This is a genomic window from Actinomadura rudentiformis, assembly GCF_008923185.1.
In the GTDB taxonomy this organism is placed as follows: Bacteria; Actinomycetota; Actinomycetes; order Streptosporangiales; family Streptosporangiaceae; genus Spirillospora; species Spirillospora rudentiformis.
On sequence record NZ_WBMT01000012.1, the window covers coordinates 115,199 to 141,234 of the forward strand.

Here is a 26,036-nt window from a genome sequence, read left to right on the forward strand (position 1 = left end):
CCCGTGGTGGGCCGGAGACCTGCACGGGAGAGACGCGAATGCCTTCTTCAACCGCAGGCAAGACGGTCGGGACGATGGAGTTCGGCGACCATCTCTGCCTCTCTTACGACAATGCCGAGGAGCGCCTGGCGATCCTGCTCTCCTACGTCCGGGACGGGCTCGCCGCCGACCACAAGGTCATCTACCTGTCCGATCAGGATCCGCCGGACAAGGTGGTCGGCTGGATGGGCGCCGTGCCCGGGGCGGCCGGCCTCGATCTGGCCGGTGCGCTGGACGAGGGCCGGTTCGTGGTGCGGACCGCCGAGGAGGCCTACATGGCCACCGGCCGATTCGACCCGGACGAGATCATCGGGCTGTTCGCCACCGAGATCGAGCTCGCCCTCGTCCAGGGCTACAAGGGCGTCCGGGTCACCGGCGAGGAGACGTTCTCGCTGCGCGGCTGGCCGGGCACCGAGCGGTTCGCCGAGTTCGAGCGCAAGATCGACGAGGTGTTCCGCACGTCGCAGGTCAACGCGATGGCCATCTGCCAGTACGACCGGCGCTGGTTCGACCAGGCCCATCTGGAGCAGCTGGAGTCGTACCACGTCGACCGGGTGCGCGCCGACGACCTGCACGACGACGGGGTCCTGCGCGTCGCGCCGTTGTTCGCGCCGCCGGGCCTGGCCCTGGCGGGCGTCATCGACGGCTCCTCCCGCCCGACGCTGACCCGGGCGCTGGACGGGCTCCCCGAGCAGGGCGGCACCCTGTGCCTGGATCTGTCGGCCGTCGAGTTCAGCGACACCGAGGGCCTCCGGCTCCTGGCCAGCGCGCGCGAGACGCCCGCCGGGGTGCAGCGGCAGCTGCTGCTGCGGGGTGTTCCGCCCCGCATCGCCGGAGAATTGCACGAGCTCGGACTCGACGCGATGCCGGGCGTCTCGGTCGAGGAGAGCGCACAATAACGATAGAACGACGCAAGGGCCACGCAGGCTTACGCAGGAGAGCCAACCGTCTCTTTGGGAGGCTCCTGATGTCCTCCAGCTCCACCGCCGTCGGCGAGATGAAGTTCGGCGATCATCTCTGCCTGCCGTACGACAACGACGCGGAACGTTATGCGGTGTTGCTCGCGTACATCCGCGACGGCCTGCGCTCCCAGCACAAGATCGTCTATCTGGCGGGGGAACGGCGGCCGGACGAGACGCTCGCGCGCCTGGTCCGGGCCACGTCCGACCCGGACCAGGCGGCGGTGCTGACGGGCGCGGCCGAAACCGGACAGCTGGCGATACGGCCGGTCGTCGAGGCGACCGGCCGGTTCGATCCCGGCGAGTCGCCGGCCCTGCTCGGCATGGAGATCGAGCGGGCGCTTGCGCAGGGGTACGCCGGCGCGCGCATCACCGGCGAGACCTCGTTCACCCTGCGCGGGCGGTTCGACGAGTTCGAGGACCGGTGCCAGGTGACGTTCGGTGCGCCGGGCGTGCGGGCGATGGCCGTCTGCCAGTACGACCGGCGCTGGTTCGACGACGCGCAGCTGCGCCGGCTGGAGGAGCGCCATGACGGCCGCGTCGGCGTGAACGCCGTCTACGCCGACGACGTGCTGACGATCACTCCTCTCTACACGCCGCCCGGTCTCCGTCTCGCCGGCGCGATCGACGAGTCGACGCTGTCCGCGGTGCAGCGGGCGTTGCGGGAGGTCGGAGGGCGCGGTTCCCACCTGTGCCTCGACCTGTCGGCGTTGGAGTTCTGCGACATGGAGGGCCTGCGGGTCCTGACCCGCGCGAGCCAGAGCGGCACGGGGATCGACAGGCAGGTGGTGCTGCGCGGAGTGCCCGGCTATCTCGGGCTGATGATGCGGATCTACGGCTGGGAGGGGATGCCCGGCGTCTTCGTTGAGGAAGCGGTGCGATGAACGGCCTTCAGGGCTACACGCCCGGCACCGAGACCAAGGGCGAACGCGGCATCCTGCTGCACCGGGCGCTGATGTACGGGTCGGAGCACGATTTCGCCGACGTCGCCGTGCCTTACCTGCGCGAGGGAGTGAAGGCGGGCGACGCCGTGGTGGTGATCACCTCGGGGGCCCGCACCGCGCTGCTGCGCGAGCGCCTGGGCGCCGAGCCGGCCGCGCGGATCGAGTTCATCGGCCAGTCCGACTGGTTCAAGGGCCCGATGCAGGCGCTCGCCGACTACTACGACCGCACCCACCGGGACTGGTGGCCCCGCGGCCGGCTCCGGTTGCTGACCGAGCCGGTGTGGACGGGCCGCACGCCGCTGGAGGTCCAGGAGTGGAAACGGCACGAGGCGATCCTGAACGTGGCGTTCGCCGGTACCCCGAGCACGTTCGTGTGCGCGTACGACACCTCCGCGCTCGACCCGCACATCATCGTCGACGCGGCCCACACCCATCCCGAGCTCGTCGACATCGAAGGCGTGCGGGTGAGCGAGCATTTCGTCGATCCGGCCGAGTTCTACGCCGGGTGCAACGCGCCGCCGCTGATCCCGCCGCCCGCCGGCGCGGCGCGCCGCGCGTTCGCCAGCGGGGAGCTGCCCGGCCTGCGTGCGTTCCTCAGCACCGAGTCCATGCGGCACGGACTCCCCGAGGGGCGGGTCTTGCCGTTCGTGCTCGCGGTCAACGAGGTCGCCACCAACATCATCCGCCGGGGCGGCGGCACCGGCGCGGTGTGGCTGTGGACCGAGGGCGACGAGCTGATCTGCGACGTCGCCGATCCCGGACGGCCGATGGAGGACCACTTCCTCGGCTACCTGCGGCCGCGGCCGCACCAGCCGGGCAGTGCCGCGATGTGGGCCGTGCGGCTGCTCTGCCACATCGTGGAGATCCGGTCCGGTGACAACGGCGTCCTCGTCCGCATGCACCTCAAGCTGCCGCGACCCCCCCGGACCCCTGATCACCGCCCCTGACCACCGACTCCTGACCACCGACCCTGACCTCTGACTCTCTGGCCCCTGGACGCCGGGACGGGCGGCGCCTCCGGGTAGCCTTCGGGCATGCTGACGATCGAGCGTGCCCTGGTTGACAAGATCGTTGCGCATGCGCGCGCCGACCACCCCGACGAGGCCTGTGGCGTGATCGCCGGCGCGGCCGGGTCCGACCGGCCCACCCGGTACGTGGCCATGATGAACGCCGAGCGGTCCCCGACGTTCTACCGGTTCGACTCCCTGGAGCAGCTCAAGGTCTGGCGGGAGATGGACGACCGGGACGAGGAGCCGGTGGTGATCTACCACTCGCACACCGCGACCGAGGCGTACCCGTCGCGTACCGACATCTCCTACGCGTCCGAGCCCAACGCGCACTACGTGCTGGTCTCCACCCGCGACCCCGAGGAGATCGAGTTCCGCTCGTACCGCATCGTGGACGGCACGGTGACCGAGGAAGAGGTCAAGATCGTCGACGGCTACGCCTGAGAGATGGCCGAGGCGGGCACGGGATATCTCGCCGGGGTCGGTAAACTGGCGGTCATGTGGACGATCGAGCAGCGGACAGGCGCGCGTAGGCGCCGTGACCCCGTTCTCGTGATGTCTCCCGTACAGAGCTTCTTGTTCGGGCATTCGCGCGCCGAAGTCGTCTACGACTGTCGCTGACGCGCCGCCCCTGCCTGGAATTCCCCCACGCCCCGCCCTGTTGTGACGCCGTGGCGGGCAAGCCCGTACGAACCCAAAGGAGATCATCGCGATGGCGATCGAAGTCCGGATCCCCACGATCCTGCGCACCCTCACCGACGGCGCCAAGTCCGTCGAAGGCAAGGGCGGCTCCCTGGACGAGCTCTTCGCCGACCTGGACGTCCGCCACCCCGGCCTGCGGGCGCGGCTCGTGGACGACAAGGGCCTGCGCAAGTTCGTCAACGTCTATCTGAACGACGAGGACGTGCGCTTCCTCAGCGGCCTGGAGACCGAGGTCTCCGACGGTGACAACGTCACCATCCTCCCCGCCGTCGCCGGCGGCTGAGCCGGAACCCGTGTCCATGCGTTTCGACTCGCTGCTGGACTCGCTCGGCCGTACCCCGCTGGTCGGCCTGCCCCGGCTGTCGCCCGGCCCGGACGTGCGGCTCTGGGCCAAGCTGGAGGACCGCAATCCCACCGGCTCGGTGAAGGACCGGCCCGCCTTCTTCATGATCGACAAGGCGGAGAAGGAGGGCCTCCTCACCCCGGGGTGCACCATCCTGGAGCCCACCTCCGGCAATACCGGCATCTCGCTGGCCATGGTCGCCAAGCTGCGCGGCTACAAGATGATCTGCGTCATGCCGGAGAACACCTCCGAGGAGCGCCGCCAGCTGCTGCGAATGTGGGGTGCGGAGATCATCTCCTCACCGGCCGCCGGCGGCTCGAACGAGGCCGTCCGGGTGGCCAAGAAGCTGGCGGAGGACAACCCCGACTGGGTGATGCTCTACCAGTACGGCAACGAGGCGAACGCCCTCGCCCACTACGAGACGACCGGGCCGGAGATCCTCGCGGACCTGCCGACCGTGACGCACTTCGTGGCCGGGCTGGGGACGACCGGGACGCTCATGGGCGTCGGCCGCTACCTGCGCGAGCACAAGCCCGACGTCAAGATCGTCGCCGCCGAGCCGCGGTACGGCGAGCTGGTGTACGGGCTCCGCAACATCGACGAGGGCTTCATCCCGGAGCTCTACGACGACTCGGTGCTGACCACCCGGTTCTCGGTCGGCTCGGCGGACGCGCTCCGGCGCACCCGGGAGCTGCTGGAGCAGGAGGGGATCTTCGCCGGGATCTCCACGGGCGGGGCCCTGCACGCCGCGATCGGCATGGCCAACAAGGCCGTCAAGGCGGGCGAGCGCGCCGACATCGCCTTCGTGGTCGCCGACGGCGGTTGGAAGTACCTCTCCACCGGCGCCTACGACGGCACTCTCGACGAGGCCGAGGAGCGCCTGGAAGGCCAGCTCTGGGCCTAGGGCGTGTGTCACACGCTCTCAGACGCCCTCGCGCATGTCGGTAGCCGGAGGCCTGGACCGGCCGTGTCCTGGGGGTAGGGTTCGTACTCGAACGGGATTCTAGAAAGTGGGCGGTCCGGGAGGGCGCGGATGAGCAGGTTCGGCGACGCGACCGCGGTCGAGCGGGTGGCTGATGGGCGCTACAAGGTCGAGCTCGACCAGACGTTCGGGTTCGCCGAAGCGCTCAACGGCGGCTACCTGATGGCCGTGCTGGCCCGGGCCGCCGTGGACGCCTCGCCGCACGAGCACCCCGTCTCGACGGCCGCCAACTTCCTGCGGGTCGCCAAGGCGGGGCCTGCCGAAGTGCTGGTGGAGTCACGCAAGACCGGCCGCACCGCTGCCATGTCCCGTGTGACGCTCGTCCAGGGCGGCGAGCCCGTCGTCGACGCGCTCATCACCACCGGAACGCTGGAGTCCGACCTGGAGCCGCACTGGACCGGGGAGGCTCCGCCCGCGATGCCCTCGCCGGAGGAGTGCTCCACGTTCGCCTCCGGCAAGGACGATCGGGGCTTCGCCGACAACGTCGAGATGCTGTTCGACCCCGCCTCGATGGGCTGGCTCGACGGCCGCCCGAGCGGGCGGCTGGAGGCGCGGGCGTGGCTCCGGGTGCCGGACTACGAGAACGACGGGTACGCGCTCGCCCTCGCCGTGGACGCCCTGCCCCCCGTGGTCCTGAACGTGGGCGCCAAGGGCTGGGCGCCGACGGTCGAGCTGACCTGGCACATGCGCGCCGTCCCCCGGCCGGGCCGGCTGGCCGTGCACGGCGGCGGGCGGCTGGTGGCCGGCGGCTGGTTCGACGAGGAGGTCGAGGTCTGGGACTCGGCCGGGCGGCTCGTCGCCCAGAGCCGCCAGCTCGCCAGGGTGGGCCGCGGCCTGCCGGGATGAACGTGCGCTTGGTCACATAGGCCGTGATGACCTGCTGCGTTTCGGGTATGTGACCATGTGATGTACAACGCATGACGCGTTGCCAGGTCGAGACTTCGCCTAGCCTTGAGGACCATGTCAGACGCGCCGATCGGGATCTTCGACAGCGGGTTCGGCGGTCTCACCGTGGCCCGCGCCATCCTGGACCAGCTGCCGAACGAGCCGATCGTCTATCTCGGCGACTCGGGGCGCCAGCCGTACGGTCCGCGGCCCATCGCCGAGGTGCGCGCCTTCGCCCTGGAGATGCTGGACGAACTCGTCGCCGAAGGGGTGAAGATGCTCGTGATCGCGTGCAACAGCGCCAGCTCGGCGATGCTGCGCGACGCCCGCGAGCGCTATGACGTCCCCGTCGTCGAGGTGATCCACCCGGCGACCCGGCGGGCCGCCCGCGCCACCCGCAACGGCCGGGTCGGCCTGATCGCCACCCAGGCGACCGTCACCAGCCGGGCGTACGAGGACGCCTTCACCGCGGCCCCGCACATCGAGCTCACCAGCGCCGCCTGCCCCCGCTTCGTCTCGTTCGTCGAGCAGGGCGTGACGATGGGCGACGAGGTGCTCGACGCCGCGCACGCCTACCTCAAGCCCATCATCGACCGCGGATGCGACACCCTCATCCTGGGCTGCACCCACTACCCATTGCTTACCGGCGTCATCTCGTATGTCGTCGGCGACGGGGTCACACTGGTCTCAAGTGCCGATGAGACCGCCAAGGACGTCTATCGAGTGCTGAACGACCAGGGGCTCGCCCGTGCGGAGGCTCATCCCCCGCCCGCCCACCGGTTCCGCGCGACCGGTGATCCCACCGTGTTCGCCGTGCACGGCCGCCGGTTCCTGGGGCCGGAGATCGGCCTGGTGGAGACCGCGACGGTGGTCGTGGGGAGCCATGGGGGCGGAACGCCGAGCAAGGCTCTGACCACCTGATCCTCGGGGACACTGGAGGAGGAGTGAGCGTGCGGGTCACTGTGATCGGCTGTTCCGGCAGCTTTCCCGGACCGGACAGCCCCGCGTCCTGTTATCTGATCCAGGCCGACGGCTTTTCCATGCTGCTCGACCTCGGCAGCGGCGCGCTCGGTTCGCTGCAGCGCTTCCACCCGCTGTACGGCATTGATGCGATCTGCCTGTCGCACCTGCACCCCGACCACTGCCATGACATGTGCGGTTACTGGGTGGCGCGGCGCTACCGGCCCGAGGGGATGGCGCCGCGGATCCCGGTGCACGGGCCCGCGGTCACCCCGCGGCGGATGGCCGAGGCGTACGATCTCCCTCCCGACCCCGGCATGTCCGAAGCGTTCGACTTCCACACCCTGCGCACCGGTCCGTTCGAAATCGGACCGTTCCGGGTGACGACCGCGCTGATGTCGCACCCGATCGAGGCGTACGGCTTCCGGATCGAGCACGAGGGCAAAGTGGTCGCCTACTCCGGCGACACGGGGGAGTCCGACGAGCTCGTGGAGCTGGCCCGCGACGCCGACCTCTTCCTGTGCGAGGCGTCCTTCCTCGACGCCCCTGACCTGCCGCCCAAGCTGCACCTCACCGCGCGGGAGGCGGGCGAGCACGCCGCCCGGGCCGGTGCCGACAGGCTCGTGCTCACCCATCTCGTCCCCTGGAACGATACCGACCAGTCACTCGTCGAGGCCAAGGGCAGCGGCTTCGGCGGCACGATCGACCTCGCTCACGTCGGCGCCGTCTACGAGCTCTGATCCGCCCGGGCCCGCCGGATCAAGCCGGCCGGCTCGATAGGGTGAGACGCATGGCTCGCCCTGACGATCGTGCACCTGACCAGCTCCGCCCCGTCCGCATCCAGCGCGGCTGGCTCGACCATGCCGAGGGATCGGTGCTCATCGAGTTCGGCGGCACCCGGGTGCTGTGCGCCGCGTCCGTCCAGGACTCGGTGCCCCGCTGGCGGCGCGACAGCGGGCTCGGCTGGGTGACCGCCGAGTACGCGATGTTGCCCCGCGCCACGCACACCCGTGGTGAACGCGAGTCGGTCAAGGGCCGGCTGGGCGGCCGTACCCACGAGATCTCCCGCCTCATCGGCCGGTCCCTGCGAGCCGCCATCGACTTCAAGGCGCTCGGCGAGAACACCGTCCAGCTCGACTGCGACGTGCTGCAGGCCGACGGCGGCACCCGTACCGCCGCGATCACCGGGGCGTACGTGGCGCTCGCCGACGCGGTGACCTGGATGCGCCAGAAGGGCCTGGTCAAGGGCGACCCGTTCGTCACCTCGATCGCCGCGATCAGCGTCGGCGTGGTCGACGGGGAGGCGCGTCTCGACCTCTGCTACGAGGAGGACGTCGCGGCCGAGACCGACATGAACGTCGTCTGCACGGGCGACGGCCGTTTCGTCGAGGTGCAGGGCACCGCCGAGGGCCAGCCGTTCGACCGGGCCGAACTGGACGCGCTCCTCGACCTGGCCGCGGGCGGCTGCGCCGATCTGGCCCGCCTGCAGGCCGAGGCGCTCGGCGCATGACCAAGGTCATCCTCGCCACCCGCAACGCGGGGAAGATCGCCGAATTGCACCGCATTCTCGCGAACGGCGGCCACGGCGGAGCAAGGGACGCCGTGAGCGAGGCCGGGGGGCCAGGCGGCTCGTCTCCCCAAGGGCAGGGCATCGAGGTCGTCGGGCTCGACGCTCATCCGGACGCGCCCGACGTGCCCGAGACGGAGCTCACGTTCGAGGGCAACGCGCTGCTCAAGGCGCGCGCGATCTGCGCGCACACCGGTCTCCCGGCGATCGCCGACGACTCCGGCCTGTGCGTGGACGCGCTGAACGGCATGCCCGGTGTGCTGTCGGCCCGCTGGTCGGGCCGGTTCGGCACGGCGACCGGCGACAAGGATCGGGCCAACCTCGAACTGGTGCTGGACCAGCTCGCCGACGTCGACGACGAGCACCGGGGGGCCTACTTCGTCGCGGCGGCGGCGCTGGTGCTGCCCACCGGCGTCGAGCACTGCGTGGAAGGCCGGATGTACGGCCGGATCATCAGGGAGCCCCGCGGGTCCGGCGGCTTCGGCTATGACCCGATCTTCGTGCCGGACGGCGAGTCGCGTACCTCGGCGGAACTGACACCGGCGGAGAAGGACGCGATCAGCCACCGGGGCCGGGCGTTCCGCACGCTCGCCGACCTCCTTCCGGAGGCGCTCGCAAATATCCCGGCCGGATGACAACCGCACCGCCCTCGCCGGGGGTTGAAGGGGTGTAGAGATCTTCACCTCCCGAGGAGCGACATGATCGACAAGGGTCGTACCGGCCGTCGCCGCATGGCGATCGTGCTGGCCGGCATAGGCGGTACCGGAGCGCTGGCGGTGGGAATCTGGGCCTCCGCCGCCTCCGGATCGTCGGCGATCACACCGGCGGCGTCGAAGGACAAGGCGGTGGCATCGGCGAAGCCGAAGCCTCCCCCGTCCGTGGTGCCGACGTGCCCGCCCACTGCGAAGCCGCGGCCCCTGCCTCCCACCGCCAAGCCGGGTGTGCCGAAGCCGCGGACCGCCAAGCCACGGCCCGGCAAGCCGAAGCCGCCCATCGCCAGGCCGGGTGTCTCGGCGCCGCCGACGGTGAGGCCGGGTGTGCCGGCGCCGCCGACGGTGAGGCCGCCTGTGCCGGTACCGCCCACTGCCAGGCCGGGTGTGCCCGTGCCGACGGCCAAGCCGGGACAGGGCCGGCCGCCGGTGGTCTGCGCGCCTGGACGTCCCGCGCCGAGCCAGAAGCCGCCAGGTGTGCCGGTGCCGCCGAAGCCCGTCCCGGCGACGCCCAAGTCCGTGGAGTAGGTGCGGTCTGTCCACGCTGAGCGCTCAGGAGATCCGCGGGGTGGAGGTCACGTTCGAGGAGTTCGTGGCCGCCACCGCGGGTCGGCTGCTGCGTACCGCCGTCTTTCTCGTGTACGACCGGCACCTGGCCGAGGACCTCCTCCAGATCGCCTACGAACGGGTGGCGAAGCGGTGGAAACGGCTCGCCAAGGACAACCCCGAGGCGTACGCGCGCCGGGTGCTGGTCAACCTCGCCATCGACGAGAAGAAGCGGCGGGCGAGGCGCGGGGACCTGCCGGTCGGGTCACTGGCCGATGTCGAACGGCTCGCGCGGGCGCCCGTCTCGGACGGCGTCCCCACCGGGGACCTCGATGAGGTGCTCAGGACGTTGCCGGTCAAGCAACGGGCCGTCGTCGTGCTCCGCTACTGGTGCGATCTGAGCGAGCAGGAGATCGCACAGACGCTCGGGATCTCCCGAGGGACGGTCAAGAGTCACACCGCGCGGGCGATGGCCGCGTTGCGAGCGCACATGGAGGAGGGCCGGGCCGATGGACGATGAGCTCGAGACCCTGCTGCGCCGCCATTACCGGCGCGCGGCCGACGACATCCACGCCACCCGGGACCTGATCGAACGTTCCCAGGCCACCGGCCGTGCTGCCGGTCCGCACCGCCGCGGGTCATGGCTGCGCCGCTGGACGGTTCCGGCCGTCGCGGCGGCGGTGACCGTCGCCGTGATCGTGGCGGTGACGATGATCCTCTGGCCCGCCCCGGAACGTCCGCGTCCGATCGCGCCTCCGCCCAGCCCCCGGCCGGTACCCGCCAGCGAGCCACCCCTGCCGACCAGCAAGGGGACACCGGCACCGCCGACCGCGCGGCCGGGAAGGCCCTCATCCTTGCCGGTCGCGCCTCCGAGCGTCCGGCCGGGAGACAAGCACGGGCCGAAGCCCGGCGAAGTGGTCATTCCCAAGCCCGTTGACTCATCGGCTCCGCCAGGCGTCCCGCCTACGGCAGGTACTCCGCCCACAGCGAAGCCCTCGAAGCCCCGCAGATCCCCGGGGCGTTAAGCTCACGCACAATGTGGAAAAAGAAGCCCTCGCAAGGCATGCCGCCGGGCCCTCACCTCGTTCCCGCCACCACGCACACGGCCGTGCTCAGGCTGCTCCACGACCGTAAGGTGATCCACGCGATCAAGCGGGTCCGTGAGGACACCGGCCTCGGCCTCAAGGAGGCCAAGGACTACGTGGAAGGTGTCCGGGACGGCCGGATCCAAGGCCCCGGCCCGGCCGCGCCCGCAGGAATGACGCTCTCGGACCGGGTGCGGGCGTTCAAGGCCGCGGAGGACTTCGAATCGGCGATCGCCGCCGTACGCGCCGAGACCGGCATGACCCGATCCGAGGCCATGCGTTTCATCGACGCGCTGGAGTGAGCCGACTCGCGCTCCAGCCGACCGCCGGGCGGCAGGCCGTGCCGCGGTTCATTGGTCGTCGCTGAGGCGCAGGCCTGGCAGCATGTGCCAGCCCACCGTCTCCATCACGGTGCGGAACTGCGGCGACATCCGGTCGAGGACCAGCGGGCCGTGACCGGCGCGGCGCGCGGCCACGTCGGCCAGCATGTTGATCGCGCCGAGGTCGATGAAGCCGAGGCCGGACAGGTCGAGGTGGATCTCGCTGCCGTTGATCGATGACACCAGCCTGGCGAGCACGCCGTCCAGGACCATGTGCCGGGACGCGTCCAGCTCTCCGATCAGCGCGAGCCCGGTCGGGTCGAAGGTACGGACGATCCGCAGCACCGAGTCCTCGAACTCGGGATCGGGCACCACCACGATGCCGTGCGCCTGGTGCAGGGCGCCGAGCTCCTCGGGGCTGCAGTGGCGGCGGTCGTACTCGCAGATCGCGATGACACTCGTGCTCGGGGCGATGGCGTGCTCGATGCGCAGCTCACTGCCCAGCAGCAGTTCAAGGCCGTTGGGCCGGCGAACCGCCCAGGTCATGTCGGCGGTCACACGGATGGTGCCGTAACCCTCGTCCTCGGCACGCCGGATCTCCTCCACGAGCGCGTCGAGAACGACACGCGGCTGGAACGAACGGCCGTTGAACCCATCCAGCGCCACCATGCTGAGCCGGCCCGGCGGCGGGTTCGGCGCTCCGGGGACCCTGGCGTGCGCCGTCTCGGCCAGGTAGATGACCTTGTCACCCGCGGCCAGCCCGGCACGGACGAAGGAGCCGACGACGTTTCGCTGCTCCTCGTCATTGGCGAAAGTGAGCAGGGCGTGATCACCGGGCCGCAGTTCACGAACCGGTCGGCGGACGGATACCAGGGTCTCCATATCGCCTTCCCTCAGCCCCCACCCAACCACCCTGTCAACGGACAAGCTGCGCTTGAAGCCATACCCTCAGCCCCCACCCAACCACCCTGTCAACGGACACACCGCATCTGGAACCTCTAGTGGCACGCTCCGTGTCGAGTCCCAGCCTACGTCCAGCGCGCGACGGCGTGTAGCCGTACCCTCACGGCCTTTTACCGGTATTTGAGACGGCCGCACGATGGTGTCACCGTCGTACGTGAAGGCGGACGAACGTGCCGTCCCAGCCGGCCTTCAGCTCCACGAGGTCCACCAGCAGCCGGACGGTCCACAGGCCGAATCCTCGCTGGAGCGCCGACTCCGGCGGGAGGAACCCGGTCAGCGGATCGGCGTGCCAGAACCCGTTGTCGCCGATCTCGCAGATGAGGTCGCGGTCGTCACTCCAGATCCACAACCCCATCGGCGGGATGCCGTGCCGGACGGCGTTGGTCGCCACCTCGTTGACCGCGGTCACCAGAGTGCGCGCGACGGTGGTGTCGAGCCCGTGCCCGACGGCGCGTTCGCCGACGAAGGCCCGGATGTCGTGGAGGTCGTCGCTCTCGATGGTCCGGTACTCCGCATGGCGTGGCCGGACGAGCTGGATCATGCTGTCGCAGCCGTTGCCGAAATCCTTGGGATGGACATAGGAGTCGTTGTGCAGGGTGTCCTCGCCCCGTGCGAACTTCGGGTGGGTCCGGCGGGCATGCTCGATGATTTCCTGCGGCAGCACGGACTGGTCGTACGGGCACAACGCCCTCGCGCCGGAGTGCTCGAACGCCACGTTGATGAGCGACTCGTACCGCGCCCATTCCCGGGTCTCGCGCGGCGACTGGCCATGCCAGACCGGCTCGGCCAGCGCCCGCACGGTGTGGGGCCGAGCGTCCTGGACGATGCCCTGGTAATCGCGCAGCGTACGTACGGGATGCTTGTAGAAGACCTCGGATGGATAAAACTCCACGTCCTTGCCGTCGGGGCCCAGGACATCGCGCACCGCGTTCATCCCGGTCTCCCGGACGACCACGACCACCTTCTCGTCCCGCTCCACCCCCTCGCGCAGCCACGGTACGGCGGTGTCCAGGAGTTGCTGAAGCTCGCCGTACATGAACGCCCTGTGCTCCAGTGTCATGAGGCCATTCCTCCCGCGCCGGGGAAGGGGCGTTCTTGCCCGCGAGCCAGGCCGGGCAGCCGGTGCCAGCCCACCATGTCGATCACGTTCTCCACATCGGCCGGCAGATGGTCCAGCACCAGCCCGTCGTCGGTGGGCAGGCCGGTCGCGTGATGGGCCAGCAGGTTGAGCCCGCCGAGGTCGATGAAGCGCAGCCGTGAGAAGTCGAGATGTATTCGCCGCCGTTCGTGGGTGACCAGCGACAACTTCTCGGCGAACACCGCGTGCCGCGCGGCGTCCAGCTCGCCCTCGACCCGCAGGCCGTGTGGCTCGAATGTGCGGACGATCCGCAGGATCCCGTCGTCGAATTCGGGATTCACTTCCACGAGGACCTCGTGAGTGTCGCGTAGGGCGACGAGCTCGTCCTGGGGACACGCGTGCTTGTCCACCTGGCAGATCGCCATCGCCATGGTGCTGGGCGAGACCGCCTCGCCGAACTGGTGCTCGCAGCCCAGCATCTGGGAGAGATCGGACCGGCCGGGCTCGTTGAGCACCCAGCTGAAGTCCGTGGTGAGACGCACGGCGCGGAAGCCCTGGTCGAACGCCGCGTCGACCTCCCGCTCCAGCGTCCGCAACATCCTGTCGGGATCGAACCGCCCCCGTCCGCTGAGACATGCCTGCTCGCGCGGAATGACCCTCAGCTGCCTGGTATCGGTGTAGCTGCGCAACTCGATGCCGTGTCGTGGACGCACACCGGGCAGACGATCGGGTGGAGCGTCCGTCACGTAGACGACCTTCTCCTCCGTGGCGAGTCCGTCGTACACGAAGTCCCCAATGATGTGCGCGCGTTCTTCTTCGCCGGAGAAAGCCAGCCACGCGTGATCGCCAGGTCGTATCGCGTTCACGGATCGTTCGGCTTGGAACCAGCTGTCCATGGCCTGCCCATCAAGGTTGGCGTGGATCTGTCCAGCGTACGCCGCCGGATATGATTTGGAAGCCCTTTGCACAGAGTCCCTTACGCTGCGTTCCACCGCTATACCCCCACGACCGCGGGCACGCTCGGCAGGCTCAGCCGGAGTCGCACGGTGGTCCCGCCTTTGCCCGTGCGGATCTGCACGATCGAACAGAGCAGCCGCACCGCCCACAGCCCGAAACGGCCAGGCCCGTCCGCCCGTGGCGGAATCAGCCCGAACGCCGAGTCCGTCGCCCAGAACCCGTCGTCCTTGACTTCGCACACGAGCTCCCCGGGCTCCATCCACATGCGGAGGACGATCGGTGGCGCGCCGTGCCGCAGCGCGTTGGTCACGACCTCGGTGACCGCGACCAGCAGCCGCTGCAAATCCTCTTCGGCCAGCGGAGTGCGCCGCGCGTAGTCGGTCACCCAGGCCCGCAGCCAGAACAGATCGGGCCGCACGATGTCGAGCCTCTCGGCCCTCGCGGGCGCATCCGGAAGTGCCTCCTGGTCGCACATGGCGCTGTAGGCCCACGGGTCGACATAGCTCGGGTTGTCGAGCGCCTGCTCGCCCCGCAGCGTCTCCGGATGGGTCCGGCGCGCGGACGCGACGACCCCGGCGGGCAGCGTGCGCGCGTACGGGCACAGGATCGCGGCGCCGGTCTCCGCGAACGCCACGTTGACGATCGCCTCGACCCGCTGCCACTCCAGGACCTCCAGCGGCCGCCGCCCGGTCCACGCCGGCTCGCCCAGCACCCGCAGCCGCCGCCCTTGCTCGCACAGCCGGTCGGCGTCACCCAGGCAGTCGGCGAGCGTTCGCGACGGATGCGCGTACCACTGGTTGGCGTCGACGAACTCCACCTCGCCTGCCCCGGGCCCCAGCGCCTCGCGCAGCAGCACCTCGCTGCCGAGGCCGGTGACCACCAGCACCCGGTCGCCCGCGTCGATCCCCGCGTTGAGGAACGGCACGGCTCCGGCCAGGAAGTCGTCGACCCCGTCGTAGGGAAGCACGCGATGGGAGAAGGTTTCGCTCACGGTGTCCCACCTGCGTTGTGATCACAGTGCCACCGCCCGCTCACGGATACGAGCGGACGCACCCAGCGTAAGCCGACCGCCCGGCCGTCGCCGAGAGCGTTTTTCAGATGATGATGAGTAACCCCGCCCTAACCGGTGATACGCCGGGAACGGCTGTCTTTATGAGTGCGGACCTTATGAGTGCGGACGGGGGGACTCGAACCCCCACGGTGTCTCCACCAACAGGACCTAAACCTGCCGCGTATGCCTGATTTCGCCACGTCCGCCAGCCTTCGGGTGTCTCGCACCCGAAGTCGTGCCCCTTAGATCTTAGAGGCCGGACGTCAGAGGTCGAGGTCGCGGCGCAGGCGGTCGACGTGGCCGGTGGCCTTCACGTTGTAGTACGCCTTCTCGATCTTGCCGTCGGCGTCGATGATGAAGGTGGAGCGGATGACACCGACCACCAGCTTGCCGTAGAGCTTCTTCTCGCCGTACGCGCCGTAGGCCTGGAGGACCTTGGTGTCGGGGTCGGAGAGGAGGGGGAAGGTGAGGCCCTCCTTCTCGCGGAACTTGGCGAGCTTGGCGGGCTCGTCGGGGGAGACGCCCACGACGGCCACTCCCGCGGCGTCGAGGTCGGCGAGGTTGCTCTGGAAGTCGACCGACTCCTTGGTGCAGCCCGGGGTCATGGCGGCGGGGTAGAAGTAGAGGATCGCGCGTCGGCCGCGCAGGGACGCCAGGGAGACGGGGTTGCCGTCCGCGTCGGGAAGCTCGAACTCAGGGGCGACGTCGCCTGGCTGCAGCCGCTCGGACACGGGGATCCGCCTTTCGCTTGGATGACAGGTCCACCGTACCGGCTGGGGTAGGGCGGCGTTTCGCAGGAAGACCTGACAAGATATGCGGATCATGCGTTGCTGACGATGTTGCTGAAGACCGACGTTGCTGAAGACCGACGTTGCTGAAGATGGGAACACGGCATGGCTGACAGGCGCGACCCGGAGGCGCTGGAGCGGGAGATCGAGCGCACCCGCCTGGAGCTCGCACGCACCATCGACGAGCTCGCGGACCGGGTCAGTCCGCGGAACGTGGCGGAGCGGGGCAAGGCGCGCCTCAGGGAGGAGGCCGAGCAGGTCGCCAAGACCGCGCGGTCGTTCTTCTACACGGAGGAGCCCAAGGACGGCGAGCCCGGGCAGATCAACCCCAAGGCCGTCGCGATCGGCGTGGGTGTGGCGGTCACCTTGACGGCTCTTGCCCTCTTGAAGCGGCGCAAGCGCCGCTGAAGCGCTTGGCGAAGGCGCCGGACCGCGATCTGCGGCCGGCGCCTTTGCGCGTCCGGGCGAGGACGCGGACGACGTCCTGCAGCTCGTTCAGCTCGGCCTGGCAGGACGCGCACATGGGCAGGTGCGCGCGCAGGTCGGCGGCCTCTGGGCCGGTGAGTTGGCCCAGGGCGTACACGCCGAGATCGAGCTGGTAGCCACAGATTCCTTGCACATCCTTGGGTACGGGCCGCGCCCGTGTCTTCGTTCAGCTGAATTGGGGAAGGTGTGCGCGATGCGCGGCGAGACCTTCGTCAAGGATCTTCTCCGCGGTGTGCTTGCTGGTCACGAAGGGGTGCGCCATCAGGGCCTGGAGGGCGAGCCGGCGCGATCCGGTCACGGCGGCGTCGGAGGCCAGCCGCTCGTATTCGTGGATCGACTGGGTGAGGCCGCGGACGGCGCGGGGGAGGGGACCCTGCGTGAGCGGCACGGGACCCGCGGCGGTGAGGAGGCAGGGTACTTCGACGATCGCCTCGGGCGGGAGTGAGGAGATCGCTCCGTTGTTGGTGGTGTTGACGATGACCCGGCGGCTCTCGTCGCGGTGGAGCGTGCAGATCACGTCGATGGCGAACTCGCCGTGCTCGCCGCCGCCGCGTTCCCGGCTGGGGTCGGGGTCGGGCTTGATGGACTCCTCGGTGATCTGGGCGAAGAACCTGGGCAGCATCGCCTGGATGTCCTCCGAACGAGTGGTGCCCTTGGCGCGGAGCTCTTCGAGCACCTGGTCGTGGAAGAAGTAGTACTTGGAGTAGGAGTTGGGCAGGAAGCCGAGGGCCTTGGCGAGCTCGGCCATGCGTGAGGGGTCGCGCCACGGGGAGGCCCCCTCGCCGGGGATCTCCAGGTCGGCCAGGAGCGCCGGAAGGTCGATCTGCCTGCCGTCGAGGCGCACGCGTTCGGCCCAGGTGGCGTGGTTGAGGCCGATCCAGTCGACTTCGAGGCGTTCGTAGGGGAGACCGAGCAGCTGCGCCCACATCTCGGTGTCGCCCACGAACTGGTCGCAGAGGCCGATGATCCGGATGCCGGTGTTGCGGGTCACGGCGTCGGTGACGATGTTGGTCGGGTTGGTGTAGTTGACGATCCACGCGCCGGGCTCGGCGTGCGCGGCGATCTCCAGGAGCACGGGGATGGAACGGCAGGCCATCATGAACCCGCCGGGCCCCGCCGTCTCCTGCCCGACGACGCCGTGCTTGAGCGGGATCGACTCGTCGAGGTGGCGCGCCGCCATGCCGCCGGGCCGGAACGTGGTGAAGATATAGGCGGCGCCGTCGAGGGCGGGCTTGAGATCGGTGTGGGTGGTGACGGTGAACGTGGCGTCCCCAGCGGTGAACATGTTGGTCGCCAAGCGGGCCATGAGGGCCATGTTGCCGGCGTCCACGTCGTAGAAGGCGAGCTCGGCCCCGGCCAGGTCGTCCGCGCGATGCAGCAGGCCGCGGATGACGCCGGGCATGTATCCACTGCCGGCTCCGATGATCGCGATCTTCATGGTCACCTCAGTGTCGGCTCAGTGTCGGTCTACCTCAGTGTCGGCTCGGCGCGGGTCACGGAGTCGGGCCCGCGTTCCAGCTCGGCTTCGGGGATGTAGGGGACGACGAAGGCGTACCGTTCCAAAACCTCCGCGGGGACCTCGCCGGTCTCGCCGAACGCCGCGATCTCGCCCCAGCAGGGTGCGCCGAGGGAGCCGCTGTAGTGCCGGACGGACAGCCCCGCGCAGAGATTGGCGAACGAGAGCCGCTGGCCGAGGGGCCAGCCCGCGAGCGTGCCGAAGACGAATCCGGCGGCGAACACGTCACCCGCCCCGGTCGGGTCGAGGGCGTCGACGGGCAGCGCGGGCGCGGCGGCGCGTTCGCCCGTCGTGGAGTCGATGGCGATGGCGCCGCGCGAGCCCTGCTTGACCACGACGACCGGCACGCGCGCGGCCAATGCCTCGAGGGCGGCCTCGGGGGTGCGGGTGCGCGTGTAGGCCATCGCCTCGACCGCGTTGGGCAGGAAGACGTCCACGTGTTCGAGCCGGTCGAGCACGTCGGTGGACCAGGTCTCGGTCGGGTCCCAGCCGAGGTCGGCGAAGACGAGCGCGCCCTTGTCACGCATGGCGAGGGCCCAGTCCGGGACCGCACGGTCGATGTCGATGAAGCAGGTGGCGGCCCTGGGGAGGTCGCTGACCAGGTTGTCGGCGGGCATCGGCAGCGGCTTGGTGTAGGTGACCATGCTGCGGTCGGCCGCGTACGCCAGCGAGACCGTGACCGGCGTGGACCAGCCGTTGACCTTGCGGGACCAGCTCAGGTCGACGTCCTCCTGCTCGGACAGCGTGCGCCAGAGGTACGCGCCGAACATGTCGTCGCCGAACGCCGCCGCGAGGCCGGTGCGCAGGCCGAGGCGGCTCATCGCGACCGCGATGTTGGCGATGCCGCCGGGTGCCGAGCCGAGCCCGTCGGTGACCAGCTCGGTGCCGGGCGGCGGCAGGCCGGGCAGCCCGGTGAAGATCATGTCCATGAAGACCTGCCCGGTCAGGAAGACGTCCAGCTCCCCTGTCTCGAATCCGCGCAGGCCAGTCGGGACGCCGGGTCCCCGTTCGGCGCAGGGGTCCTCCAGCGACGGCTCCGGAGGCGCGCCCGGCGCTCCTGTCGTCCCGGCCGTCGTTCCGGCCGTCATGGTGCCTCCAGATCTGATGCGGCGGCCGGTGCCTCCAGGTCGGGGGCGGTCGCGCGGAAGCGCGCCTCGACGGCGGCGCGGACGGTCTGGGTCTCGGGCTCCAGATCGATCGCCTCCGGTGTGCCGGCGTCGGCCGCTCCGCCGAACCCCGGCCCGGCCGCCATCACCGCGTACTCCGGGGCGCCGCCCCGGCCCGGATCGGTGGTGAGGCCCTCGTCGGCCAGCTCCACCAGCCCGGTGAGCCGGGAGCCGAGCGCCTCGGCGTAGCTGCGGGCCCGGGACACGGCCTCGTGCGCCGCCTGCCGCGCGGCGTCCTTGTAGACAGGGCTGTCGCGGCGGAGCTCCCAGGAGGGCCCGTTCACGTAGGTGCGTTCCAAGTCGCCCAGGCGTGTCACCAGCTCGCCCAGCACGGTGAAGTCGGCGACCGTGATCTTGATCCAGACCGTGCCCTGGTAGGCCCGGATGTCGCCCTCCCGCCGCCGGTACTTCAGCAGCGGCGTGATCGAGAGCCCGCCCGTCTCGAGCTTCTCGATCGCTTCCCCGTATGACTTGACCAGGTCGAGGCAGTGCTGGTTGCGCTCGACGAGCCGGTCCAGCGCCTTGCGCCGGTCGCTCTCCTGGGTCTGCACATGCACGTGGAGACGTGCGATCTCCGGCTCGACCTCCAGCACGGCCTCGCCCCGCACGCTGATCAACGGTGCGTCGGTCATAAGGGCCAACTTAACCGGTCCAGCTCCGAACCGGTCATTGTCGGACGAGGTGAGGACCGGGGCGGAATCATCAGAGGAAGGTGCGGCCCTCACCTCGGTAGGTGGGCACGGTGCGGACGTGACGTTCACCCTCGATCAGGTGCAGCGCCTCGAAGCGTTCGCACAGCTCACCGGCCTTGGTGTGGCGGAACCAGACGCGGTCGCCGAGCCGCAGGAGATCGGCGGAGTCGCCGAGGAGGGGCGTCTGCACCTCGCCGGCGCCTTCGTTCGCGTCGAACGAGAGCCCCGTGGGCAGGTACGGCTGCGGCAGGCGGATCTCGTCCCCGGGCCCGGACGCCAGGTAGCCGCCGCCCAGGCACGTCACGACCCCCGGGCCGGGGCGCCGCACGACGGGCAGCGCGAACAGCGCGGCAGGCCGGCCCTGGAAGTTGGAGTAGTAGTCGAACAGATGCGGCTGGTAGAGGCCGGAGCCCGCCGCGACCTCGGTGACGGCGCGTTCGGCGGTGGTCTTCTCGACGCTGCCGGTACCGCCGCCGTTGACGAACTCGAGGGCTCTCAACTCGCGTACGGCCTTGACGATGGCGGCGCGGCGGCGGGCCAGTTCCAGGCGCGAGCGCTTCTGCATGGCGCGGATCGTGAGTCCCCTTGCCGCCTTGCCGGGCGGGACGTCGCCGACGCCCGCGATCTGCGACTCGTACGCCATGAGGCCGACGAGGTCGAACCCGGGACGCTTGAGCACGGCCTCGGCCAGCCCGCGGACCTGGTCGGGGCTGTGCAGCGGTGATCGCCGTGCCCCGACCCTGAGCTTGCCGCCGAGCGCCCGGTAGGAGGCGTCGATGTCGATGCAGACCCGGATCGGGCGGCCCCCGGCGCACTCCTCGATCAGGTCGAGATGCTCGGTCGAGTCGACCATGACGGTGATCGTCGCAGCCGCCCGGCCGTCCGCCGCCAGGGCGCGCAGGGCGGTCCGGTCGGCGGTGGGGTAGGCGACGAGGATGTCGTCGCTGAGCCCGTGTTCGGCGAGCCAGAGGGCCTCGGGCAGGGTGAACGCCATGATCCCGGCGAAGCCGTCCATCGCCAGGACCTCTTCCAGGAGCGCGCGGCACCGCACTGATTTGCTCGCCACCCGGATCGGCTTGCCGGCGGCGCGGCGGACGAGATCGGCGGCGTTGGCGCGGAACGCCTGGAGGTCGACGACCGCGAAGGGCGCCTCGAGGTCGGCGGTGGCGGCGTCGTAGCGCTCCCGGAGGTTCATACCAGCCAGGTTGCCACAGAAAACGCTAGATGTGAAAGTTATTCATGTCTGTTCGCCCGGGACTGCGGTGGGCTATCCCTGCGGGTGGGCCGAGAAGAAGTCCCAGAGCGTCCGGCTCGCCCCTGCGGGCCAGCTGTGCGTGCCTCCAACGATCTTGCAGAACGTCACTTCGGCCCCGCGGGTTCCCTTGCCGGTAGAACTGCATTCTGCCCCGCCCTCGGCGCGAACGTGCCGGCGCATCTCGGGAAGCCTTCCCGTCTTGCGCCAGAAGTCCACGGCGTACGAGACCGGCGGGAACCCCCGGCTGTCGTTGAAGTCCCGGCGCCCTCCCCCGTTGAACGGCACACTCCGGTCAGCGGTCCCATGGAAGATCATCGCCGATACGGGCCGGCCGGGCTCGCACGGGGTGACCAGAGCGCCCTCGACCACCCCGATCCCGGCCACCTTGTCCGGCCGTTCGCAGGCCATCCGGTACGCCATCCCCGCGCCGTTGGAGAACCCCGCCACGTACACCCGCTTGGCATCGGCGAGCCCGGCGCCGGTCAGCTTGTCGATGAGCTTGCTCAGGAAGTCGACGTCCTTGATGTTGCCGAGTTTGGCGGCGCCGCAGCAGCTTCCGGCGTTCCACGTGGTCATGAAGCCGTTCGGGTAGGCGACCAGGAAGCCCTTGTCGTTCGAGACCTTGTCGAATCCGGTCAGCGCCCTGAAGCCGTTCATGTTGGAGAGACCGCCGTGCAGGGCCAGGACGAGGGGCAGCGGCTTGGCCGGCTTGCCGTTCCGCCACTTGCCCTTGGTGAGTTTGGGGGGGACGTGGAGAAGGTACTCGCGGTGGCCGGGCGTGCCGACCTCAAGCTTCTGCTTGTGCGTGCCGGTGGCGGTCGGGATGCCCGCGACCTCGGCGGGCCGCTTGTCGTCGGCGGCGCCGTTGCCCTTGCCGCCGCCGCCCTCCTTGGTCTTCTCCGTACAACCGGCGAGCACGAGGGTGACCGCCAGCGCGAGGAGCAGGATTCGCCGCATGGGTGCGAATTTAACCTCTTAAATCCTTCGCAAACTACTGGCCGGTAGCCGAGGGGTCCGGCTCCGGTTCGGCGGGGATGGCGATCAGGACCTCGTGCAGCGCGCGGACGACATGGGCCGGGAGCAGGCCCTGCACGATCAGGTCCTCGGTGGAGGCGAAGGGTCCCTTGCCCTCCCGGACGGCCACGATCAGCATCGCGTGGTGCGGGCCGACTCCGGGCAGCCCCGCCAGGACGTCCCGGGGGGCGTCGTTGACATCCACCAGCCCGCCGTCGTCGAACGTGCGCGACACGTCCGGCCGCCCGACCCGGAGCCGCCGCGCGATCTCGGGATGATCTCGGACGAGTGCCCGCGCCTGCTCGCGACGCGTTCGCCGCTCCAGGAGCTCGACCAGGACGGGATCGACGCGCCCGAGGTCCCTCGCTCGTTCCGGATCAGACGGGCCGGACGACATCAGCAGGACGATGTGCGCCGCGGCACCGAACATCGCCACGAACCACGCGATCATCATCGGCACGTCCCAGGGCGTCGCCACGTCGGCGTCCGTGTGCAGCGCCACGGCCATGAAGATCGCCTCTGCGGCGAGGTAACCGGCCGCCGCCAAGCCCAGCGGGACGCTGCGGCGGCGGGCGGCGAAGAAAGCGATCACGGCCCAGCCGACGGTTCCGCAGGTGATCACCGGTATCGAAGCCACGAGCAGCTTCAGCGGCCAGGAGGGCGAGGTGCGCACCGTTCGGGGCGATCCCGAGGGTGCTGTGGCGTCCCCGCCGGCCGGTGGAGCCCACGAGACCGGCGCGACCGGCGAGACTGGCGCGTGGGCGGGCGTGGGCGGCGCGATGGCGGGCGCCGGCCCGGAGGCCGGACCGGACGTGGACGCGGCGGGGCCGCCGAGGGCCGGGTCGGAACGCAGGATGCCGAGCTGCAGTTGCTGAAGCCGCTCGCCGGGCTCGACGCCGAACTCCTCGATCAGGAACGCACGGGCGTCACGGTAGGCGGCGAGCGCCTCCGCCTGCCGGCCGCAACGGTAGAGCGCGAGGATCAGCAGATACCGCAGCTGCTCGCGCAGCGGGAAGTCGGCGACCAGGCGGGTGAGCTCCGGCACCAGTTCCGCATGGCGCCCCAGTTCGAGTTCGATCTCGGCGCAGGCCTCCAGCGCGGACGCCCGCTCGTCGCTGAGGCGGTCGCGGGCGGCGTCGAAGACCGGGCCCTTGATCCCGGCCAGCGCGTCCTCCCGCCAGATCGCCAGCGCCGCGCGCAGCAGGGCGGCGGCCTCCGCCGCGTCGCCCCCGGCGCGGACGGCCAGCGCGTGCCGGACCTGCCGCTGGAACACCTCGGCGTCCAGCCCGCCCGGATCCACCTTCAGCGCATAGCCGGCCGGGCTGAGGGTAAGTAACTCACCCGGCGAACGTGGCGACCGGCCTGGTTCGAGCACTCGCCGCAGCCCGGCCACGTACTTCTGGACGACGTTGGCGCCGTTGTCGGGCGGGTCGTCGCCCCAGACGGCGTCCACGATCGCCGGGACCGGGACGGGACGGCCCGCGTTCACCAGCAGCACGGCCAGGACGGCGCGCTGCTTGCCCGGGCCCAGCTCCAGTTCTTCGTCGTCACGCCAGGCACGCAGCCGACCCAGGATCTCGAAGCGGAGCGACCCGGCGGCACCAGAGCCCTCGGTCACGAACACCCCCTCAGCCGCCCGACCGCAGTCGTCCGGCAGCGCGGGCGCAGTGACAGCAGCATAACGACAGTGATTGCGCACAGAGGTCCATCACGCTCCTCGGTGACGGAAACCGGCCATATCGCGCACAGGTCAGTAACAAGGGGGAATCGATGCGCATCCACAGCACGTTCAGGTCGGCGTTGGTGGTCTCGGCGGCACTCGGGTTCACGCTCACCACCACGGGGTGCAACTCGGACTCAAAGGACGACGCCGGTTCGGTCCGTCCGGCGAGTCCGGCGACTTCGGCGAGCCCGGCGGCGTCTGCGAACGGCATCGAGAAGCAGAGCGCGCAGAAGATTCTCGCCGCCGCCCGCAAGGCGACGGCGTCCGCCGCCACGCTTCGCATCAAGGGCCAGATCAAGGAGGGCGGCCAGGCCATCGCCCTCGACTTCAGCTATTCCGGGAAGGAGTCGGCGACCGGTGAGCTCACCATGGACGGCCAGCGGGTGGCTCTGACCCGCATCGGGTCGGCCGTGTACGTCAAGCCTGACGACAAGTTCCTGCAGAAGCTGGGCGGTAAGGCCGCCGTGCAGACGCTGGCCGGCAAGTACCTCAAGACCAAGCCGGGCGACAAGGACTTCGCCGACATCGCCACCTTCACCACCCTGCCCAAAGTCGTCAACGGCATACTGACGGCCGAGGGAACTCCGGCCAAGGGGGAAGTGGCATCCCTTGAGGGACGACCGGCGATCGCACTCACCGACGGTGGCAAGGGCAAGCTCTACGTGTCCACTGTCGGCGAGCCCTATGCCCTTCGCATCGACGGCGGTGCGGATGGCCGAATCGACTTCCTCGACTACGGCAAGGCGGTCACCGTGCAGGCCCCGCCCAGCAACCAGGTCGTGGACGTGTCGGGCCTGAAGGGAGCTGGAGGCTAGGCGGCGTTGCGGCGAGCTCGCCGGCTCGACTACGGCGGGCTCATCGATTGCGGAGAACTCGCCGACCGCACTCGTTGAGCGCAGAGGGCACCGATCACCAGCAGGCCGGTGATCGCGGCCACGACGCGTACGAGGCCGTCGGCGGAGGCGGGTGCGGCGAAGTACACGCTGCCGAGCCCCGCGACCGCTGTCACGCTCGCCAGGAGGGGGCCGGTGGAGTTGAGCGCGGACACCGCCGAGGCGTACCGCGTGTCCACCAGGGACGACACCTGGGCGATCAGCGGACTGTACCCGGCGGCGTGGCCTGCCCCGGCGATCGCGAGGATCGGCACGGAGACCAGGCCCGGCCACTGATCGCGTGCGAGCAGCGCGATCGTGGCCGCTCCGGTGGCGAACGCGACAGGTCCGAGCAGTGGAAGCACGTTCTGCAGGCGGGGGTGGAAACGATTCCAGCTCAGACTGAGCGAGCCGAATCCCACGGCGTAGGGAACGAACGCCACCCCTGCCTCGAACGGAGTGAACCGCAGCGCCGACTGCAGATGCAGGGTCAGCGTGAGAAGGAAGACGGTGTAGCAGCCCATGATGATCCAGCAGGCGGCCAGTCCCGGCTTCACTCCCACGGGCCGCAGGGCCTTCGGGTCGAGAAGCGGCTGCCGAGCCTTCGCCTCGTACCGGACGAAGGCGGCCAGCAGGATGGCGCCGCAGCCGAGTGCGATCCACGCCCACACTGGCCAGCCACTGTCCGGGCCGAAGATGAGCGGTGCGGTGAACGCCGTCATGGCGACGGTCAGCACGGCCACACCGGCGAGGTCCAGCCCGGGCGGATCGTCCGAGCGGGCCCCGAGCAGCACACGCGGCCCGATCACCAGCAGGACGACGCCGATCGGGATGTTGATGAGGAAGACGGGGCGCCAGCCGAGCCCGAAGAGGTCGGCGCCGACGACGAGCCCGCCGACGATCTGCCCGAGCGCGACGCCGAGCGCCAACACCATGCTGTAGATGCCGATGGCCCTCCGGCGGGCCGCCCCCTCCCAATGCAGTTGGATGAGCGAGAAGACCTGCGGCATCAACAGCGCGGCCCCGATGGCCTGGGCGATCCGCGCGACCACCAGGACGGCGGCGTTCGGCGCCAGGCCGCACAGCAGCGACGCCACGGTGAACCAGGCCAGGCCGAGCAGGAACGCGCGGCGGTGCCCGAGGATGTCGCCCAGCCGGGCGCAGGTCACCAGGAGCACGCCGGTGGTCAGGAGATAGCCGGACACGATCAGCTGGATGGCTGCGCCGCCCGCGTCGAGGTCCGCCCGGATCGTCTGCGCCGACACCGAGACGATCGACCCGTCCATGGACGCCATCACCTGTCCGGCGAGCAGCACCGCCAGCATCGGACCCCGGCGCACCGTCGCGGTGGCAAGTGTGATCATGACCAGAGCATCGCCAGGTCCGGGGCCCCGGGTCTTGAAGAAATATGCGGCCCGCCGGAATG

30 protein-coding genes and 1 tRNA gene are annotated in these 26,036 nt (G+C 70.2%); 15 read left to right on the top strand and 16 right to left on the bottom strand.

Going from position 1 to position 26,036, the window contains the following annotated elements:
* Positions 1-38 precede the first annotated feature (38 nt).
* From F8566_RS25110 to rdgB, 11 genes are all read left to right on the top strand, one after another.
* Positions 39-938, top strand: a complete 900-nt coding sequence (locus tag F8566_RS25110; RefSeq protein WP_151564036.1) for an MEDS domain-containing protein — start codon at positions 39-41, stop codon at positions 936-938.
* Positions 939-1,006: 68 nt separating this feature from the next.
* A complete protein-coding gene (locus F8566_RS25115) occupies positions 1,007-1,882 on the top strand; it encodes an MEDS domain-containing protein (protein ID WP_151564038.1) in 876 nt (291 codons plus the stop codon).
* Positions 1,879-2,889, top strand: coding sequence for a sensor histidine kinase (locus F8566_RS25120; RefSeq protein ID WP_151564040.1), 1,011 nt, complete (start codon positions 1,879-1,881; stop codon positions 2,887-2,889). The genes F8566_RS25115 and F8566_RS25120 overlap by 4 nt, the downstream gene beginning before the upstream one ends.
* Before the next feature lie 87 nt (positions 2,890-2,976).
* Entirely contained in the window at positions 2,977-3,393 is a 417-nt protein-coding gene (locus F8566_RS25125; RefSeq protein ID WP_151564042.1) for a Mov34/MPN/PAD-1 family protein, read from the top strand.
* Between the two features lie 268 nt (positions 3,394-3,661).
* On the top strand, positions 3,662-3,934 hold the full coding sequence (locus tag F8566_RS25130) for a MoaD/ThiS family protein (protein ID WP_151564044.1): 273 nt from the start codon (positions 3,662-3,664) through the stop codon (positions 3,932-3,934).
* A 16-nt stretch (positions 3,935-3,950) separates the two neighbouring features.
* A complete protein-coding gene (locus F8566_RS25135; protein ID WP_151564046.1) occupies positions 3,951-4,898 on the top strand; it encodes a PLP-dependent cysteine synthase family protein in 948 nt (315 codons plus the stop codon).
* Between the two features lie 129 nt (positions 4,899-5,027).
* Positions 5,028-5,822, top strand: a complete 795-nt coding sequence (locus tag F8566_RS25140) for a thioesterase family protein (protein ID WP_151564048.1) — start codon at positions 5,028-5,030, stop codon at positions 5,820-5,822.
* A 114-nt stretch (positions 5,823-5,936) separates the two neighbouring features.
* Positions 5,937-6,782 (top strand): glutamate racemase, encoded by an 846-nt coding sequence (gene murI / locus F8566_RS25145; RefSeq protein WP_151564050.1) that lies wholly within the window; start codon positions 5,937-5,939, stop codon positions 6,780-6,782.
* A gap of 29 nt (positions 6,783-6,811) precedes the next feature.
* Positions 6,812-7,561 (top strand): MBL fold metallo-hydrolase, encoded by a 750-nt coding sequence (locus tag F8566_RS25150; RefSeq protein ID WP_151564052.1) that lies wholly within the window; start codon positions 6,812-6,814, stop codon positions 7,559-7,561.
* Positions 7,562-7,611: 50 nt separating this feature from the next.
* The gene (gene rph, locus F8566_RS25155; RefSeq protein WP_151564054.1) at positions 7,612-8,331 is read left to right on the top strand and encodes a ribonuclease PH; all 720 of its coding nucleotides are present in this window, start codon (positions 7,612-7,614) and stop codon (positions 8,329-8,331) included.
* On the top strand, positions 8,328-9,023 hold the full coding sequence (rdgB, locus tag F8566_RS25160) for an RdgB/HAM1 family non-canonical purine NTP pyrophosphatase (RefSeq protein ID WP_151564056.1): 696 nt from the start codon (positions 8,328-8,330) through the stop codon (positions 9,021-9,023). Before rph ends, rdgB begins: the two co-directional genes overlap by 4 nt.
* Positions 9,024-9,067: 44 nt before the next feature.
* Here the strand turns inward: rdgB and F8566_RS25165 are convergent, their stop codons facing one another.
* Complete coding sequence (locus F8566_RS25165; protein ID WP_151564058.1) at positions 9,068-9,613, bottom strand: hypothetical protein; 546 nt, start codon at positions 9,611-9,613, stop codon at positions 9,068-9,070.
* Between the two features lie 53 nt (positions 9,614-9,666).
* On the opposite strand from F8566_RS25165, the gene F8566_RS25170 reads away from it, so the two are divergent.
* Positions 9,667-10,164, top strand: a complete 498-nt coding sequence (locus F8566_RS25170; protein WP_225993499.1) for a SigE family RNA polymerase sigma factor — start codon at positions 9,667-9,669, stop codon at positions 10,162-10,164.
* Between the two features lie 24 nt (positions 10,165-10,188).
* Here the strand turns inward: F8566_RS25170 and F8566_RS25175 are convergent, their stop codons facing one another.
* The gene (locus tag F8566_RS25175; protein WP_151564061.1) at positions 10,189-10,566 is read right to left on the bottom strand and encodes a hypothetical protein; all 378 of its coding nucleotides are present in this window, start codon (positions 10,564-10,566) and stop codon (positions 10,189-10,191) included.
* Positions 10,567-10,680: 114 nt separating this feature from the next.
* On the opposite strand from F8566_RS25175, the gene F8566_RS25180 reads away from it, so the two are divergent.
* Entirely contained in the window at positions 10,681-11,031 is a 351-nt protein-coding gene (locus F8566_RS25180) for a ribosomal protein L7/L12 (protein ID WP_151564063.1), read from the top strand.
* Between the two features lie 48 nt (positions 11,032-11,079).
* Here F8566_RS25180 and F8566_RS25185 read toward each other — a convergent pair whose 3' ends face one another.
* The 6 genes from F8566_RS25185 to bcp all read right to left on the bottom strand — a co-directional run bounded on the left by F8566_RS25185 (position 11,080) and on the right by bcp (position 15,829).
* On the bottom strand, positions 11,080-11,931 hold the full coding sequence (locus F8566_RS25185) for an MEDS domain-containing protein (RefSeq protein ID WP_151564066.1): 852 nt from the start codon (positions 11,929-11,931) through the stop codon (positions 11,080-11,082).
* A gap of 223 nt (positions 11,932-12,154) precedes the next feature.
* Positions 12,155-13,072: an anti-sigma factor RsbA family regulatory protein gene (locus F8566_RS25190; protein ID WP_151564068.1), complete on the bottom strand. Its 918-nt coding sequence runs from the start codon at positions 13,070-13,072 to the stop codon at positions 12,155-12,157.
* Positions 13,069-13,986, bottom strand: a complete 918-nt coding sequence (locus F8566_RS25195) for an MEDS domain-containing protein (RefSeq protein ID WP_151564071.1) — start codon at positions 13,984-13,986, stop codon at positions 13,069-13,071. The genes F8566_RS25190 and F8566_RS25195 overlap by 4 nt, the downstream gene beginning before the upstream one ends.
* Before the next feature lie 98 nt (positions 13,987-14,084).
* Positions 14,085-15,038 carry a sensor histidine kinase gene (locus F8566_RS25200; RefSeq protein WP_151564073.1) on the bottom strand — a complete coding sequence of 318 codons (954 nt, stop codon included), beginning with the start codon at positions 15,036-15,038 and terminating at the stop codon, positions 14,085-14,087.
* Positions 15,039-15,219: 181 nt separating this feature from the next.
* A tRNA-Leu gene (locus F8566_RS25205) sits at positions 15,220-15,304 on the bottom strand.
* Between the two features lie 57 nt (positions 15,305-15,361).
* Entirely contained in the window at positions 15,362-15,829 is a 468-nt protein-coding gene (gene bcp, locus F8566_RS25210; protein ID WP_151564076.1) for a thioredoxin-dependent thiol peroxidase, read from the bottom strand.
* Between the two features lie 162 nt (positions 15,830-15,991).
* On the opposite strand from bcp, the gene F8566_RS25215 reads away from it, so the two are divergent.
* On the top strand, positions 15,992-16,294 hold the full coding sequence (locus F8566_RS25215; RefSeq protein WP_151564078.1) for a DUF3618 domain-containing protein: 303 nt from the start codon (positions 15,992-15,994) through the stop codon (positions 16,292-16,294).
* On the opposite strand, the gene F8566_RS53045 is transcribed toward F8566_RS25215, so the two are convergent.
* The 7 genes from F8566_RS53045 to F8566_RS25250 form a co-directional block, all read right to left on the bottom strand.
* Positions 16,248-16,505, bottom strand: coding sequence for a zf-HC2 domain-containing protein (locus F8566_RS53045; RefSeq protein ID WP_151564081.1), 258 nt, complete (start codon positions 16,503-16,505; stop codon positions 16,248-16,250). The two genes, F8566_RS25215 and F8566_RS53045, sit on opposite strands and share 47 nt — an antisense overlap.
* A gap of 33 nt (positions 16,506-16,538) precedes the next feature.
* Positions 16,539-17,810, bottom strand: coding sequence for a family 4 glycosyl hydrolase (locus tag F8566_RS25225; RefSeq protein WP_151564083.1), 1,272 nt, complete (start codon positions 17,808-17,810; stop codon positions 16,539-16,541).
* A 29-nt stretch (positions 17,811-17,839) separates the two neighbouring features.
* Positions 17,840-18,976: a carbohydrate kinase family protein gene (locus F8566_RS25230; RefSeq protein ID WP_151564085.1), complete on the bottom strand. Its 1,137-nt coding sequence runs from the start codon at positions 18,974-18,976 to the stop codon at positions 17,840-17,842.
* On the bottom strand, positions 18,973-19,686 hold the full coding sequence (locus tag F8566_RS25235; protein WP_151564087.1) for an SIMPL domain-containing protein: 714 nt from the start codon (positions 19,684-19,686) through the stop codon (positions 18,973-18,975). Before F8566_RS25235 ends, F8566_RS25230 begins: the two co-directional genes overlap by 4 nt.
* Before the next feature lie 70 nt (positions 19,687-19,756).
* Complete coding sequence (locus F8566_RS25240; RefSeq protein WP_151564089.1) at positions 19,757-20,941, bottom strand: amino acid deaminase/aldolase; 1,185 nt, start codon at positions 20,939-20,941, stop codon at positions 19,757-19,759.
* Between the two features lie 72 nt (positions 20,942-21,013).
* A complete protein-coding gene (locus tag F8566_RS25245; RefSeq protein ID WP_151564091.1) occupies positions 21,014-21,958 on the bottom strand; it encodes an alpha/beta hydrolase family esterase in 945 nt (314 codons plus the stop codon).
* A gap of 34 nt (positions 21,959-21,992) precedes the next feature.
* The gene (locus tag F8566_RS25250) at positions 21,993-23,633 is read right to left on the bottom strand and encodes a BTAD domain-containing putative transcriptional regulator (protein ID WP_192809850.1); all 1,641 of its coding nucleotides are present in this window, start codon (positions 23,631-23,633) and stop codon (positions 21,993-21,995) included.
* A gap of 152 nt (positions 23,634-23,785) precedes the next feature.
* Between F8566_RS25250 and F8566_RS25255 the strand changes: the two genes are divergently transcribed.
* Positions 23,786-24,553, top strand: coding sequence for a hypothetical protein (locus tag F8566_RS25255; RefSeq protein WP_151564095.1), 768 nt, complete (start codon positions 23,786-23,788; stop codon positions 24,551-24,553).
* A 29-nt stretch (positions 24,554-24,582) separates the two neighbouring features.
* Here the strand turns inward: F8566_RS25255 and F8566_RS25260 are convergent, their stop codons facing one another.
* Positions 24,583-25,974: an MFS transporter gene (locus F8566_RS25260; RefSeq protein ID WP_225993500.1), complete on the bottom strand. Its 1,392-nt coding sequence runs from the start codon at positions 25,972-25,974 to the stop codon at positions 24,583-24,585.
* Between the last annotated feature and the right edge of the window lie 62 nt (positions 25,975-26,036).

Bases quoted from the DNA above. Each gene is read 5' to 3' on its own strand.
- F8566_RS25180 (WP_151564063.1), top strand. From the start codon at position 10,681: ATGTGGAAAAAGAAGCCCTCGCAAGGCATGCCGCCGGGCCCTCACCTC.
- F8566_RS25185 (WP_151564066.1), bottom strand. From the start codon at position 11,931: ATGGAGACCCTGGTATCCGTCCGCCGACCGGTTCGTGAACTGCGGCCC.
- F8566_RS25245 (WP_151564091.1), bottom strand. From the start codon at position 21,958: ATGCGGCGAATCCTGCTCCTCGCGCTGGCGGTCACCCTCGTGCTCGCC.
- F8566_RS25195 (WP_151564071.1), bottom strand. From the start codon at position 13,986: ATGGACAGCTGGTTCCAAGCCGAACGATCCGTGAACGCGATACGACCT.
- rdgB (WP_151564056.1), top strand. From the start codon at position 8,328: ATGACCAAGGTCATCCTCGCCACCCGCAACGCGGGGAAGATCGCCGAA.
- murI (WP_151564050.1), top strand. From the start codon at position 5,937: ATGTCAGACGCGCCGATCGGGATCTTCGACAGCGGGTTCGGCGGTCTC.
- F8566_RS25140 (WP_151564048.1), top strand. From the start codon at position 5,028: ATGAGCAGGTTCGGCGACGCGACCGCGGTCGAGCGGGTGGCTGATGGG.
- F8566_RS25225 (WP_151564083.1), bottom strand. From the start codon at position 17,810: ATGAAGATCGCGATCATCGGAGCCGGCAGTGGATACATGCCCGGCGTC.
- F8566_RS25235 (WP_151564087.1), bottom strand. From the start codon at position 19,686: ATGACCGACGCACCGTTGATCAGCGTGCGGGGCGAGGCCGTGCTGGAG.
- F8566_RS25215 (WP_151564078.1), top strand. From the start codon at position 15,992: ATGGCTGACAGGCGCGACCCGGAGGCGCTGGAGCGGGAGATCGAGCGC.
- F8566_RS25115 (WP_151564038.1), top strand. From the start codon at position 1,007: ATGTCCTCCAGCTCCACCGCCGTCGGCGAGATGAAGTTCGGCGATCAT.
- F8566_RS25130 (WP_151564044.1), top strand. From the start codon at position 3,662: ATGGCGATCGAAGTCCGGATCCCCACGATCCTGCGCACCCTCACCGAC.
- F8566_RS25230 (WP_151564085.1), bottom strand. From the start codon at position 18,976: ATGACGGCCGGAACGACGGCCGGGACGACAGGAGCGCCGGGCGCGCCT.
- F8566_RS25190 (WP_151564068.1), bottom strand. From the start codon at position 13,072: ATGACACTGGAGCACAGGGCGTTCATGTACGGCGAGCTTCAGCAACTC.
- F8566_RS25255 (WP_151564095.1), top strand. From the start codon at position 23,786: ATGCGCATCCACAGCACGTTCAGGTCGGCGTTGGTGGTCTCGGCGGCA.
- F8566_RS25240 (WP_151564089.1), bottom strand. From the start codon at position 20,941: ATGAACCTCCGGGAGCGCTACGACGCCGCCACCGCCGACCTCGAGGCG.
- F8566_RS25260 (WP_225993500.1), bottom strand. From the start codon at position 25,974: ATGATCACACTTGCCACCGCGACGGTGCGCCGGGGTCCGATGCTGGCG.
- F8566_RS25175 (WP_151564061.1), bottom strand. From the start codon at position 10,566: ATGACCACTTCGCCGGGCTTCGGCCCGTGCTTGTCTCCCGGCCGGACG.
- rph (WP_151564054.1), top strand. From the start codon at position 7,612: ATGGCTCGCCCTGACGATCGTGCACCTGACCAGCTCCGCCCCGTCCGC.
- F8566_RS25125 (WP_151564042.1), top strand. From the start codon at position 2,977: ATGCTGACGATCGAGCGTGCCCTGGTTGACAAGATCGTTGCGCATGCG.
- F8566_RS25135 (WP_151564046.1), top strand. From the start codon at position 3,951: ATGCGTTTCGACTCGCTGCTGGACTCGCTCGGCCGTACCCCGCTGGTC.
- F8566_RS25120 (WP_151564040.1), top strand. From the start codon at position 1,879: ATGAACGGCCTTCAGGGCTACACGCCCGGCACCGAGACCAAGGGCGAA.
- F8566_RS25110 (WP_151564036.1), top strand. From the start codon at position 39: ATGCCTTCTTCAACCGCAGGCAAGACGGTCGGGACGATGGAGTTCGGC.